This is a genomic window from Polaribacter irgensii 23-P (assembly GCF_000153225.1).
Lineage (GTDB): Bacteria > Bacteroidota > Bacteroidia > Flavobacteriales > Flavobacteriaceae > Polaribacter > Polaribacter irgensii.
In genome coordinates this window covers 1,254,880-1,267,585 of the sequence record NZ_CH724148.1, presented here as the reverse complement: position 1 = coordinate 1,267,585, position 12,706 = coordinate 1,254,880, and the positions used below count along the sequence as shown (strand labels likewise).

15 protein-coding genes and 1 pseudogene are annotated in these 12,706 nt (G+C 33.8%); 12 read left to right on the top strand and 4 right to left on the bottom strand.

Annotated elements, in window-relative coordinates:
* Window positions 1-146: 146 nt before the first annotated feature.
* Both PI23P_RS05630 and PI23P_RS05625 read left to right on the top strand, forming a co-directional pair.
* Window positions 147-1,886 (top strand): sensor histidine kinase, encoded by a 1,740-nt coding sequence (locus tag PI23P_RS05630; protein ID WP_004569789.1) that lies wholly within the window; start codon window positions 147-149, stop codon window positions 1,884-1,886.
* The gene (locus tag PI23P_RS05625) at window positions 1,879-2,241 is read left to right on the top strand and encodes a response regulator transcription factor (protein ID WP_238299981.1); all 363 of its coding nucleotides are present in this window, start codon (window positions 1,879-1,881) and stop codon (window positions 2,239-2,241) included. Before PI23P_RS05630 ends, PI23P_RS05625 begins: the two co-directional genes overlap by 8 nt.
* Window positions 2,242-2,503: 262 nt before the next feature.
* On the opposite strand, the gene PI23P_RS05620 is transcribed toward PI23P_RS05625, so the two are convergent.
* Together PI23P_RS05620 and PI23P_RS05615 are read right to left on the bottom strand one after the other, a co-directional pair.
* Entirely contained in the window at window positions 2,504-2,869 is a 366-nt protein-coding gene (locus PI23P_RS05620; protein ID WP_004569787.1) for a DUF8840 domain-containing protein, read from the bottom strand.
* A complete protein-coding gene (locus PI23P_RS05615) occupies window positions 2,869-4,227 on the bottom strand; it encodes a DEAD/DEAH box helicase (RefSeq protein WP_004569786.1) in 1,359 nt (452 codons plus the stop codon). Before PI23P_RS05615 ends, PI23P_RS05620 begins: the two co-directional genes overlap by 1 nt.
* 102 nt (window positions 4,228-4,329) lie before the next feature.
* Here PI23P_RS05615 and PI23P_RS05610 point away from each other — a divergent pair, with 102 nt between their 5' ends.
* The 10 genes and pseudogenes from PI23P_RS05610 (at window position 4,330) to PI23P_RS05565 (ending at window position 10,486) form a co-directional block, all read left to right on the top strand.
* On the top strand, window positions 4,330-5,094 hold the full coding sequence (locus tag PI23P_RS05610) for a TatD family hydrolase (RefSeq protein ID WP_004569785.1): 765 nt from the start codon (window positions 4,330-4,332) through the stop codon (window positions 5,092-5,094).
* 322 nt (window positions 5,095-5,416) lie between these two features.
* Window positions 5,417-5,869 (top strand): methylated-DNA--[protein]-cysteine S-methyltransferase, encoded by a 453-nt coding sequence (locus PI23P_RS05605; protein ID WP_050751716.1) that lies wholly within the window; start codon window positions 5,417-5,419, stop codon window positions 5,867-5,869.
* A 120-nt stretch (window positions 5,870-5,989) separates the two neighbouring features.
* Window positions 5,990-6,538 (top strand): hypothetical protein, encoded by a 549-nt coding sequence (locus PI23P_RS05600; RefSeq protein WP_004569782.1) that lies wholly within the window; start codon window positions 5,990-5,992, stop codon window positions 6,536-6,538.
* Complete coding sequence (locus PI23P_RS05595; protein WP_018941910.1) at window positions 6,490-6,756, top strand: hypothetical protein; 267 nt, start codon at window positions 6,490-6,492, stop codon at window positions 6,754-6,756. Before PI23P_RS05600 ends, PI23P_RS05595 begins: the two co-directional genes overlap by 49 nt.
* 21 nt (window positions 6,757-6,777) lie before the next feature.
* Window positions 6,778-6,912, top strand: a pseudogene (locus PI23P_RS12935) (DUF8818 domain-containing protein); the annotation flags it as partial.
* A 27-nt stretch (window positions 6,913-6,939) separates the two neighbouring features.
* A complete protein-coding gene (locus PI23P_RS05590; protein WP_004569780.1) occupies window positions 6,940-7,557 on the top strand; it encodes a hypothetical protein in 618 nt (205 codons plus the stop codon).
* A 611-nt stretch (window positions 7,558-8,168) separates the two neighbouring features.
* On the top strand, window positions 8,169-8,633 hold the full coding sequence (locus PI23P_RS05580; protein ID WP_004569778.1) for a hypothetical protein: 465 nt from the start codon (window positions 8,169-8,171) through the stop codon (window positions 8,631-8,633).
* 246 nt (window positions 8,634-8,879) lie between these two features.
* Window positions 8,880-9,341 (top strand): hypothetical protein, encoded by a 462-nt coding sequence (locus PI23P_RS05575; RefSeq protein WP_004569777.1) that lies wholly within the window; start codon window positions 8,880-8,882, stop codon window positions 9,339-9,341.
* A gap of 53 nt (window positions 9,342-9,394) precedes the next feature.
* Window positions 9,395-9,919, top strand: coding sequence for a DUF3575 domain-containing protein (locus PI23P_RS05570; RefSeq protein WP_004569776.1), 525 nt, complete (start codon window positions 9,395-9,397; stop codon window positions 9,917-9,919).
* Between the two features lie 69 nt (window positions 9,920-9,988).
* Window positions 9,989-10,486, top strand: a complete 498-nt coding sequence (locus PI23P_RS05565) for a hypothetical protein (protein ID WP_004569775.1) — start codon at window positions 9,989-9,991, stop codon at window positions 10,484-10,486.
* 67 nt (window positions 10,487-10,553) lie between these two features.
* On the opposite strand, the gene accD is transcribed toward PI23P_RS05565, so the two are convergent.
* Window positions 10,554-11,429 (bottom strand): acetyl-CoA carboxylase, carboxyltransferase subunit beta, encoded by an 876-nt coding sequence (gene accD / locus PI23P_RS05560; protein ID WP_004569774.1) that lies wholly within the window; start codon window positions 11,427-11,429, stop codon window positions 10,554-10,556.
* A gap of 199 nt (window positions 11,430-11,628) precedes the next feature.
* A complete protein-coding gene (gene fbaA, locus PI23P_RS05555) occupies window positions 11,629-12,696 on the bottom strand; it encodes a class II fructose-bisphosphate aldolase (protein ID WP_004569773.1) in 1,068 nt (355 codons plus the stop codon).
* Window positions 12,697-12,706: the final 10 nt, after the last annotated feature.

Genomic DNA, 12,706 nt, shown 5'->3' with positions numbered 1-12,706 from the left:
GTAAAAAAACAACTAACTTAGCGTGCCTTATACAAACTTTAAAAAGTTATATACAACTTACAGAGAGAAGGCCTAATTAAATAATAGCTGTCTAATTTCGTTAAAACAAGGTCCCGACTTCGTATTAACCCATAGCGCACAAAACTATGAATTCGTCTTCTAACAAAAAGTTTAAAAAATTTCTAAAACTATTAGGTGTTCTTGAAACAGGATCTTCCCACAATCTTCACTACTATAGTTTCTTTGACTCTATGTCTAATAGTTTAGAAATTATAGAACTCATCTATGATGACCATGGCCGAGCTGTCGATTACTATATTAGAGATGTAAACCAAGCTTTTGCAAAGGTTTTTAATAAATCTAAGGAAGCGTTAATTGGCCAAAAAATCTCATCTCTTGTTGAGGTTCTAGAAGACCAGTACTTAGCCCTCTATGCTGCTGTTAATGTAACAGGAGCGTCTACTAGTTTTAAGCGTTACGGGGCTCAATTTGATGAATATTATTTTGTGACTGTCTGGAAAATTGCTGAAAACAGAATCGGAGTCTCTTTTACTATTGTTCCTAAAAGTAATACCACTGAAGTTGCCTTAGAAAACAAATTAGAAGCGGAAAAATTAAAAGTTTACACAACAATAAATGATTTAAACAGGGCCAACGTGCAACTTGCACTTCAAAATAAAGAGAAAGACAAACGCGCGGATGAGCTAATCCTCGCAAATAAAGAAAAAGACAAACTAGCCAAAGAATTTGCCATTGTAAAAGAGTTAAAACAATTTATCGAAACCTCAAACACCCCTGTTTTTGGGATCAACGCTCTTGGTTTCGTCAACGAATGGAATCAGGCCTCTGAAAAAATTACTGGATATAAAAAAGAAGAAGTATTTGGAAAAGATTGGATCACTTTAATTCCTTTAAAATGTGAAAAAAATGCGGTCCAGATAATTCAATTTGCACTAAATGGCAAACAGACCTCGAGCTTTGAATTCTTAACGCGCTCAAAAGAAAACAAAGAAATAATACTTTTGGTAAATTCTAGTACTCGAAGAGATTCTAAAGGAAATATTACTGGTATGTTAGCTGTAGGACAGGATATAACCGAACTAGTAGGATATCGGAATACGTTAGAATTAAAAGTGGAGGAAAGGACGCTCAAATTAAATCAAGCCTTAGAAAAACAAAAGGAATTAAATGCATTAAAAACAAGCTTTGTTTCAACGGCCTCGCACGAATTTCGGACTCCCCTATCCGCAATAAACTTTGCCGCCGGATCTCTCAAAAAATACTGGAATAAAATGGAATCTCCCATAATTGAAAAAAAATTACATAAAATAGAAGATCAGGTTTTACATATGACCCGCTTATTAGATGATATTTTGCTTGTAGGTCAGACAACAGCTGGAAAACTAAAAAACAATCCTATACCCATGCATCTTGGAGAATTTATTGAAGAAATTATTGAAGAAGTCTATCTTTCACATAATAAATCCCACCAAATAACGCTAATTGATACAGAGGGTTTAAAAAATAGTTTTATTTCGATTGACGAAAAATTAGGCCGAAATGTTTTTACCAACCTTATTAGTAATGCTATAAAGTATTCACCAAACTGCGAAAAAATCTCAGTTGAATTCTCCTCTGAAAAAAACGATACAATCATCACAGTGACCGATTTTGGAATCGGTATTTCCCCTTCGGAACTTGAAACCATATTTACCCCTTTTTCCCGAGGACAAAATGTGGCGCTAATACAAGGAACAGGCCTGGGCTTAACGATAGTAAAAGAAGCAATAGAAATTATGAAAGCAAGTATTACGGTAAAAAGTAGTTTTAAAAATGGAACTTCTTTTATTGTAAAAATTCGAAAAGAAAATGCAGAAAATGTTTAAAATATTAGTGGTAGAAGACACTTTAGTCATCAGAGAAGAACTAACCGATATTCTCTCATTGGAAGGATACCAGGTTTTTGAGGCCGATAACGGTAACATTGGATTTGATGTAGCGCTAAAAGAAGCTCCAAACTTAATTATATCCGACATTCTAATGCCAGAACTTGACGGCTTTGGAATGTACAAAAAATTACAAACCCATAACAAAACAAGAATCATTCCATTGATTTTTCTCTCGGCAAAAGCAGAAACAGAAGATATTACAACTGGCTTGAATTTAGGTGCTAAAAATTACCTGACAAAACCGATTAACATCAATATTCTATTAAACACAATTAAAACTGAAGAATATTGATTTAGATAAAACAACAACAAGTGCTACTTCTCTTTAAAACTTAGAATAATAAAACAAATATCTCACTCTAATTTAAAACAGCTAAAAGATTTCTGTTAGGGATGTTTGAGAACCAATAACCTAAACTAAATACACGATATCCCAAAAAATATTAAATTAAATTGCAGAACTTCCAAAAGTTGCAATCTCTGTCCAGCAAAAACATACACATTGAAATAAGTTCAAAAAAACATGAATTTTAAAACCAATGGTCTCACTTCAGCTACTCTAAAATCTTAATAAAATCATCAAAAGCTACATAATATGGTTGGTCTTTAAAAACAGGGTTTTCTACACTTTCTGAATTTGCAATTCCCACGCCGGCGAACCATACTTTTGCATTCTGTTTTTTTGCATGATTTTTAAAAGTCTCCATCCACAATACATCGTAATCATTTGGACTTTGCATGTTGTTAGAGGCTTTTACCAAGACAAAAATAGTAGGTGATCCTTTTTTAAATAAAACAAATTGCGGATGTCTTTTTAGAGTACTATTAATTGCCTGAAACTCATAACCCATTTTTTTAAGCTTCTCTCCTACAATATTCATTGCTAGGTTGTGCAATTCCTGAGCTGTTAAAATCTGCATTACTTCTTCTTTTTCTTATTGTGTTTGTTGTAATTTTTATCTCCTTTTGTTTTTGGCTTCTTGTATTTTATAGCAATCTCTCTTCGATAAGATCCACCTCTATTTACTTGACTATTTTTCTCACTTTTATCGTGAAAAGCTGGGCCAGGAACATACTCTAGAGACGTTCTGTTCTTAGAAATACCCTGATCTTCTCTGGGCCGCTCATCTTCCGTTAACATGGTAGAGACTTCAACCTCTTCAGGAAGTTCTAAAAGCGGAATTTCGTAATTCATCAATACTTCAATACCTCCTTTTGCTTCTTGCTCTTTCGGTGTTGAAAATAAAATTGTTTTTCCTGCTTTTTCTGCACGTCCCGTTCTACCGATCCGATGCATGTAATTTTCAGGAAAGTCTGGAGTGTCAAAATTAATTACATGAGAAACCTTATCAAAATCCAAACCACGAGCCATTACATCCGTTGCCAATAAAATTCGATTCTTCCCTTCATCAAATTGTCGGATAGACCGTATTCGATAGTTTTGAGTCTTGTTAGAATGAATTACACATATTTCATCATTAAAAGCTTCTTCTAAATGCTTAAACAACAAATCTGCAGTTCTTTTAAAACCTACAAAGATTAATACTTTGTGAAAAGTTTCCCGATCTTTTAACAGCGTGTGTAACAAATTTACTTTCGTAAAAAAGTTAGGAGTTGCGTAAGAAACTTGTTCGATATTGTCTAAAGGTGTTCCACTAACAGCAACAGAGATCTTCTCTGGATTTTTAAAGAAATCGTAAATTAAAGCATCTACGTCTTCAGTCATGGTTGCAGAAAAAAGTATGTTTTGCCTTTTCTCTGGTATGACATCAAAAATATTCATCAACTGAAATCTAAACCCAAGGTCTAACATGACATCGACTTCATCAATAACTAATTTATGAATGGACTTCATCTTTAGAGAATTACTGATTGCTAAATCATACAGCCTTCCTGGAGTGGCCACAATAATATCTTGCCCTTGTTGTATGGCTTGCCTTTGCGTATTGATATTTGCACCTCCATACACCCCTAAAACACGGGTATTAATATATTTTGACAGTTGCGTTATCTGCTCAACTACCTGCAGCACTAACTCTCTTGTTGGCACCAATATTAAAACTCTTGGGTGTTGTTGCTTAGAAAATGGTAAATCTCTAAGAATCGGTAGCATATAGGCAAACGTTTTTCCCGTTCCTGTTTGCGCAATTCCCACCACATCTTTACCAGATCGGACTACAGAAAATGCCTGTTCTTGAATTGGTGTTGGCCTCTCAAAACCCAAGTCGTCAATTGCATACTGTAGTTGATTTGATAAATCTAAATCTTCAAAAGTCATCTTATAAAATTTTACGCAAAGGTACGTTTTATAAAATGTTTTACAACACGTCTTGAAGCTCAGATTAATTTGTAATTTTGCTAAAAATGATCCTAGCTTCAAATGATTACAGATACACACACACATTTATATTCTACTGAGTTTAATGAAGATCAAAAAGAGATGATACAACGTGCAAAAGATGCTGGCGTTTCTCGATTTTTTATTCCTGCAATCGATTCTTCGTACACAAAAAGCATGCTCAAATTAGAAGAAGATTTTCCTTCAGACGTTTATTTAATGATGGGGTTACATCCTACTTCCGTGAAAAAAGATTATCTAGAAGAATTAGCACATGTAAAAGAATGGATTGACAAAAAAGATTTTTGTGCACTTGGAGAAATTGGAATTGATTTATTTTGGGATACCTCTTTTCTAAAAGCGCAACAAGAAGCTTTTAAAACTCAAATTAAATGGGCAAAAGAGAAAAAGCTTCCGATAATAATTCACTGCAGAGCTGCATTTGACGAAGTTTTTGAAATTTTAGAAGCTGAAAAAGGAGAAGATTTAAGAGGCATTTTTCATTGCTTTACCGGAACAAAAGAACAAGCTTTAACAGCAATTTCGTATAATATGAAGCTGGGAATCGGTGGTGTTGCCACTTTTAAAAACGGTAAAATTGACACTTTTTTAAAAGAAATAGATTTACAACACATTGTTCTAGAAACAGACGCCCCCTATTTAGCGCCTGTACCCTATCGCGGTAAAAGAAATGAAAGTGCATTTATTACCAAGGTTGTTGAAAAACTAATTGCTATTTATGGACTTTCGTTTGAAGAAATATCGAACATTACTACACAAAACTCAAAGGATGTGTTTGGTATTTAAGAAAGTTATAAAAAGTACTATTTTGTTATTTTATTCGCAAAAAGTATGACCTCTAAAAAACAACAATATCAAAAAACATTGCAGAGGTCGCACGTATACGGACCACGCTTTCCAGGAAAAAACACCAACAAAAGAACATCTTACCTTTTTTCTATATTTATATATAAAAAAAATGACAAGCGTGAATTTTCACAAAAGGATCCTTTCCAATGCGCATAAAGACACTTCTTTCTCTTTTATTCCACAAATATTAAAATAAGATATCAATCATATTGGCATTGCACATCGTATTGAAGGACGCTTTTTATCAAAAAAAAATAATTTGACTTTGCCCACTAGTTGCTACAAAATACCTTTTGGAATTGCAAGAATTACTGGAAATCCTAATAGAATTCAATCGATACACTTTTTACAAGAAGACAATACTTCGTCGGAATTAATGAAAAGGACACCCCCTTTGTATCTCCAGCCATGTGTTGTGCAATTGGAAGCATATTTTCAAGGACAAAGAAAGCATTTCAATCTTACAGTAAACCTAAAAGAATCTGATTTTCAGGTAAAAGTTTGGAAAAGCATGTTGAAAATATTTTTTGGAAAAAGCAAAAGTTACCGCATGCAAAGCGAGGCCCTAGAATATATAAAGACCATTCGCACAGTCGCCACTGCGATTGGCGAAAATCTCTTATGGATTGTCATTCCACGTCATAGCGTTCTTAGCTCTCACAAATCACATATTAGATATGCCGGTGGTCTTTGGCAAAACAATGGCTATTAATGTATAAGAATCCAATAAAACAGTTTTCTTTATTTTAAAACATTTACATATTAAAAAAACTATTTTTACGTTGCCTAGGTACCGCTTGCAAATGTTTAAAAAAAAATCTTATTTCTGTTCTTGATTCTTGGATTTTCAGTCCATTCTCAAACCGTATCCACAGAATTTAGATCACAGAAACTATACATCCAAAAGGATACAGTTCAATTTGACTCTGTTGCAATTAACCCCAGCTACTTTAAAGTATTAGACAGTCTGTTAAAACCCATCAAGAAAACTGCCTACCATGTAAACTTTAATAGGGCAACCCTGTATCTACAAAAAGAAAAACATATAGAAATCACCATAGAATACTTTCGTCTTCCAGAATTTCTTACCAAGACTTATACCTCTTACGACGAGAACCTTATTTTACCTAATGGCACAAATACCGGTAAAATGTACAGTTTAACTACCAATAAAAAACCTTCGGACATAAAACTATTCAAAGACTTACAAACCAAAGGATTTATTTCTAGAGGAATTACGTCTGGTACAAATCAAAATGCGGTTACCAACGCCGCACTCGATATAGAAATTTCTGGAAAGCTCTCTGACAAAGTTACGTTAAGCGCTAATATTTGGGATACAAACATACACATTCAAGAGAACGGATACCCCAAAATCTAAATGATTTTGATCGTATTTTTATTGAAATAAATTCAGATAATTGGCGGGTTAAAGCTGGAGACTTGTCTCTAAAAAATCAGGAGAGTTATTTTGCTCCTTTTACAAGGCAAGCCTCAGGACTAGAAGTCGCAGCAAAAATAAATGAGCATTTACAAGTAAGTGCTGCGGGTGCCATTGTGAGGGGGAAATTTAGCACCTTTACCATTGTTGGCAAATAGGGCAACCACAGACCTTATAAAATTGTTGGTTCCAATAACGAACCTAATATTATAATTATTGCCGGAAGCGAACAGGTATATATCAATGGAATCTTAATTGAAAAAGGAGAAAGCAAACAATATACCATTGATTATAATTTAGGTGAAATCTCCTTTAACACCACCTTTCCAATCACAAATGATATGCGAATTTGGATTGATTTTCAATATTCAGATAGAAACTATACTCGTTTTGTCACCTACGAATCTGCAACTTACAAAACGGAAAAACTAAATATAAGCAGCTTTTTTTTCAATGAAAATGATGCTAAAAATCAACCTTTACAACAAGCGGTAACTACGCAACAAATAGCAGTTTTAGCAAATGCTGGAAACAACACCGATTTAATGTTCGCTGAGAATACTTTTGAAGCTTCTTCTGATGAAAACAAAATTCTTTATAAAAAAACAACAAATGGAGCTGCTGAAAATTTCGAATATTCAATAAATCCAACGGATACATTATTCGCGGTAACCTTCGCAAACGTAGGTGCAAAGACCGGCGATTATACGTTGGATGTCAATAACAGTAGCGCAATTGGCAATGTATACAGGTATATAGGCATAAATCAAGGTAGTTATGCACCGATAACAAGATTAATTCTGCCCACGAAATCTCAAGCTTTTGTTATTAAATCTGAGTATGAAACCAACAAGAAAACGAAGCTGTCCTCTGAAATTGCGATTGGCAATACAGATGCAAATTTATTTTCTTCTTTAGACAACCGTCTGAATACAGGCCTTGCCACAAAGGTAGGATGACAGCAAGTACTACTTGACAAAAAATGGCAATTGTGAAGTAACATCCAATACTAATACGTACAAAAAAACTATAAAACTGAGCAACGATGGGAACCTGTAGAGTTTAATAGAGACTGGAACTTATTAACCAACAACGCAACAAAAAACTATTTTCAATCAGAATTAAGTCTCACGAATAAAAGAAAAGACTTTTTATTATATCGCTACAATCGCCTAGACTACGAGGATCTCTGTGCTGGAAACACCCACGAAATCCAATCAAAAATAAAACTGAAGAAAACCACTTTTTCCACCGATGCTAGCTTCTTAACAAATACATCTGCATTAAAAGACAACTTTTTTTTAAGAGCAAAAGCTACGGTAGTGCACTTTTTTAATAAAAACTGGCTCAGTAGATTTACAAATTTAGAAACAAATAGCAGAAAAATAATGTCTCCAAAAACTATAGAACTACAAGTCACCGGTTTCAAGAGTTCGAAACCTATTTTGGCATTGGGGACACGGCAAAAGTATTTGCTAAATTTGGTTTTAACTACCGCAATAACGACAGCATACGATCAAATAAATTTAAAGAGATTAATAATAGACCGTCTTTTTGCATTGATAAAAGTTTGATTAATAACCAAGTAACTAACTTACAAGTTTATGGAAATTACAGACGTATAGAAAACAACTTCTCTAAAAACGAAGAATCATTAAATTCAAGGATCATTTTCAATCAGAAAATATTTAATAATTTCGTCAATTTAAAAACGCACTATGAAACCTCTTCGGGTACCGTTGCAAGTCAGGAATACCTCTATATAAAAACGGCTCCCGGAATGGGGTATTACACTTGGATCGGTTACAATACAGATGGTATTCAAGATTTTGATGAATTCGAAGTCGCCGAGTTTCAGGACCAAGCAAATTATTTGCGCGTTCCCAAACCCAACGACCGCTTTATAGCAACACAACGTGCAAAATTAAGACAAGGTGTTAAACTGGACTTTAAGCAATGGACAGATAAAAAAGGAACGAACCAACCACTTTCTCATTTCAGCAATGAAAGCTTCTTAAATATTTCAAATGAGTAATCTTGAATTGAAAATTCGTTTCATTTTAACCCTTTCGATTTTAGCGAGGACAAATTAATTAGTTTAAATTTTAGCCTTCGGAATAGCTTCTACTTTAATCGAAATTTACAAAAATACAGCACTACTTTCACTTTTGGAAAACTACGGAATAAACAGCAATATTTTATCGGTAAAGAAGCCAACAACACCAAAACGAATCAACTCGATTTCACACATAAATTTGCTGATTTTTGGCTGTTTGATTTCATGGAAAAAGTAACACAAAGTGAATTAAAGACAGAAAACTTCAACAACAGGAATTATATAATTAATGCAAAGGAACTACATCCAAAAATTAGTTTTCTATACAATCCAAGCAATAGGCTTACTGCTTTTTATCATTACAAAAACAAGGCGAATCATTTGTCTGAATTCCAAGAGCTAAAGCAGCAAAAATTCGGATTGGAATACTTTTATTTAAAGGGTGATACTCATCAAATTTCTGGGAGTATCAATGTCTTTATAAATGATTTTGTAGGCGATACAAACACCCCTGTTGCTTATCAGATGCTAGAAGGTTTACAGGCTGGTAAAAATTATACTTGGAATCTTTTATTCAGCAAAAAACTCAGTTCATTTTTAAATTTAAATCTAAACTACTTAGGAAGAAAAAGTGAACGCTCGAATACAATACATACTGGAAGTATACAACTACGTGCCCTTTTTTAAGCTTTGTTGCATCCGTTTTTAATATATTTGCATCTCTTAAAACCAAATTTCTGATGAAAAAAATCACATTATTGCTATTATTAGTCTTTGTAAGTCTACAATTTGTAGCACAAGAAAATGAAGGAAATCTATACCCACAAGATTTTGATAAAAAATATGAAGTAAAGGTCAACGTCCTAACCTTGCTTGCAGCAAAATGGTTAGATGTTTCGTATGAAAGATTATTAGACGAAGAGTCTTCCTTTGGTGCCTCAGCAACGATAAATACAGATAGCGACGAGACTGATTTAAATTATGCAATAACACCTTATTATAGGCGCTATTTTTCAGGGAAATTCGCGCGTGGTTTTTTTGTGGAAGGTTTTGGTATGTTATTTTCAGCAAAGGATGATGGAGTTTTTGATTACAATGATGAAGAAATAACAGGGTTTGCACTCGGAGTTTCTGTGGGAGGTAAATTTGTTTCTGCCAAAGGTTTTTCAACTGAACTTTTATTAGGTTTTGGTAGAAATTTTTTAGAAAGCAAGAATAATGAAGCTGTTGCTAGAATAGGTGTTTCTGTAGGATATCGCTTTTAGCAAGAAAAATTAATCTATTTGTAGTAGCTGTCAAAAGCGAGAAAGCCGTATTCAATAAAATTAAAATCTATGAAAAAATTAGTATTAATATTCAGTCTTTTAATAAATTTAATTGGGTTTTCGCAACAAGAAGTTAAAATAGATATTGCAGACGCCTTAGTCATCCGAAGTTTAGAGTTTTCTTATGAGAGTTATTTTAATCCAAAAAGTTCCGTTGGTATTTCCTTACTTTTTAACCTCGAAGACCAAGATGTGAAGTTTAGATATAATGAGAATATAATGATTACTCCCTACTTTCGAAATTACTTTACCTCAGATACGCGATGGAATTTATTTGGGGAAGCTTTTTTAAGCATAAATTCGGGGGAAATAGCTACTGGAGAAGCTGATAATGATGTACTTCAAAAATATACAGATACTGCTTTAGGAATTGCTGTAGGATCCAAATACGTTGCTGAAAGTGGTTTGGTAGTTGGTATTTACGTAGGTGCAGGAAGAAATCTTTTTGGCTCTATTGGACCGGTAGTAGTGCCGAGAGCGGGCTTAAATATTGGTTGGAGGTTTTAATCTTTCGAACTTCTTACCAATATAAAAAAAAGCCAGCTTAAGCTGGCTTTTTTTTATATTGGTACTTTTATGATACCACAGTTACTTCTTTTCTAATTGGAATGTTCTGTATCAAATCGATGTACAAATTTATTTGCTTTTTTAAATTTTTACGTTCATAAATAGCATCTAAAAAACCATGCTCTAAAACGAATTCAGATTTCTGAAATCCTTCTGGCAAATCTTTTCCAGTGGTATCTTTTACTACCCTGGGTCCAGCAAATGCAATTAATGCATTGGGCTCAGCAATATTGATATCGCCTAACATTGCATACGAAGCTGTTGTACCTCCTGTCGTTGGATCTGTACATAAAGAGATGTATGGAATTTTAGCACCTGCTAATTGGGCTAACTTTGATGATGTTTTTACCAATTGCATTAAAGAAAGCGATGCTTCCATCATTCTAGCACCTCCAGATTTAGAAACCATTAAAAATGGAATCTTATTTTTTATTGAATAATCAATAGCTCTGGCAATTTTCTCTCCAACCACAGAACCCATAGAGCCTCCAATAAAAGCAAAATCCATTGCTGCAATGACCAACTCTTTTCCTAACGATTCTCCTACCGCAGTTCTAACAGCATCTTTTAATTTTGTCTTCTCCTGCGCTGCTTTTAATCTTTCTGGATATTTTTTAGTGTCTTCAAAATTCAGAGGATCTTTAGAAGTAAGTGATTCGTTTAGTTCTGTAAACTTATTGTTATCAAAAAACAACTCGAAATACTCTTTGCTTCCTATTCTCACATGGTAGCCGTCTTCTGGACTTACATATAAGTTTCTCTTTAACTCTTCAGTATCTATGACTTTTCCACTTGGGGTTTTATACCACAAACCTTTGGGAGTGTCTTTTTTATCTTCTGTAGAAGTTTGAATTCCTTTATCTGTTCTTTTAAACCAAGCCATGTTAAGTGTTTGTTTTATTGTATGTCTTTAAAATATAACGTACTTCTGAATAAAGTACTGGCTACAAATGTAAAAGATTTTTTCCAATTCTACTTTCTTCTTTAAATGATTCTTTTCAAGTAAAAAAGTATTTATTTTTACAAAAAAAAACATTTTGAAAAATTTCAAAATGCTTTTTTTTTAATTTTAAGAAAAAATCCTATAACGTATCTACGTTGTTCAAATCTTGAAATGCTTTCTTTAAACGACTTATGAAAGTCGCTTCTCCCTCACGCAACCATTTTCTTGGGTCATAGTATTTTTTATTCGGTTGCTCAGCTCCATCAGGATTTCCGATTTGATTTGCCAAATATGCGGCATTTCCTTGCATATAATCCCGAATTCCTTCTGTAAAAGCAAACTGTAAATCGGTATCAATATTCATTTTGATCACTCCATATCCAATAGACTCTCTAATTTCCTCTAAGGTCGAACCAGAACCACCATGAAACACAAAATCGATGTGATTGTGCGCTACTTTATACTTTTCTGAAACATACTCTTGAGAATTCTTTAAAATTTTTGGAGTTAACTTTACATTTCCTGGCTTGTAAACACCGTGCACATTTCCAAATGCCGCTGCGATTGTAAATTGTGGAGATACTTTTAGCAATTCTTCATATGCATACGCAACCTCTTCTGGTTGTGTATACAATTTAGACACATCCACATCAGAATTATCTACACCATCTTCTTCTCCTCCTGTAATTCCTAATTCAATCTCTAAGGTCATTCCCATTTTGCTCATTCGTTCTAAATAAGTCTTACAAATTGCAATGTTCTCTTCTATAGGTTCTTCAGATAAATCTATCATATGAGAACTATACAAAGGCTTTCCTGTCTCTTTAAAATGCTTTTCAGAGGCATCTAATAAACCATCAATCCAAGGTAATAACTTCTTTGAACAGTGATCTGTATGTAAAATTACAGGAACACCATATGCGACTGCCAATTCATGCACGTGTTTCGCACCGGCAACACCTCCAGCAATTGCTGCTTTTTCATCAACATTAGATAAACCTTTACCCGCATTAAATTGAGCCCCACCATTAGAAAACTGTATAATAACTGGTGCATTCAAATCTCTTGCAGTCTCCAAAACACCGTTTATTGTACTAGAGCCAACAACATTTACCGCAGGCAGTGCAAATCCTTTTTCTTTTGCAAGTTTAAAAATTTCTTGCACTTCTTTTCCTGTTGCTACTCCAGGTTTGATGTTATGACTCATATGTTTATAT

Coding starts and splice junctions, on each gene's coding strand:
- PI23P_RS05630 (WP_004569789.1), top strand. CDS start 147: ATGAATTCGTCTTCTAACAAAAAGTTTAAAAAATTTCTAAAACTATTA.
- PI23P_RS05625 (WP_238299981.1), top strand. CDS start 1,879: ATGTTTAAAATATTAGTGGTAGAAGACACTTTAGTCATCAGAGAAGAA.
- PI23P_RS05620 (WP_004569787.1), bottom strand. CDS start 2,869: ATGCAGATTTTAACAGCTCAGGAATTGCACAACCTAGCAATGAATATT.
- PI23P_RS05615 (WP_004569786.1), bottom strand. CDS start 4,227: ATGACTTTTGAAGATTTAGATTTATCAAATCAACTACAGTATGCAATT.
- PI23P_RS05610 (WP_004569785.1), top strand. CDS start 4,330: ATGATTACAGATACACACACACATTTATATTCTACTGAGTTTAATGAA.
- PI23P_RS05590 (WP_004569780.1), top strand. CDS start 6,940: ATGCGAATTTGGATTGATTTTCAATATTCAGATAGAAACTATACTCGT.
- PI23P_RS05575 (WP_004569777.1), top strand. CDS start 8,880: ATGGAAAAAGTAACACAAAGTGAATTAAAGACAGAAAACTTCAACAAC.
- PI23P_RS05570 (WP_004569776.1), top strand. CDS start 9,395: ATGAAAAAAATCACATTATTGCTATTATTAGTCTTTGTAAGTCTACAA.
- PI23P_RS05565 (WP_004569775.1), top strand. CDS start 9,989: ATGAAAAAATTAGTATTAATATTCAGTCTTTTAATAAATTTAATTGGG.
- accD (WP_004569774.1), bottom strand. CDS start 11,429: ATGGCTTGGTTTAAAAGAACAGATAAAGGAATTCAAACTTCTACAGAA.
- fbaA (WP_004569773.1), bottom strand. CDS start 12,696: ATGAGTCATAACATCAAACCTGGAGTAGCAACAGGAAAAGAAGTGCAA.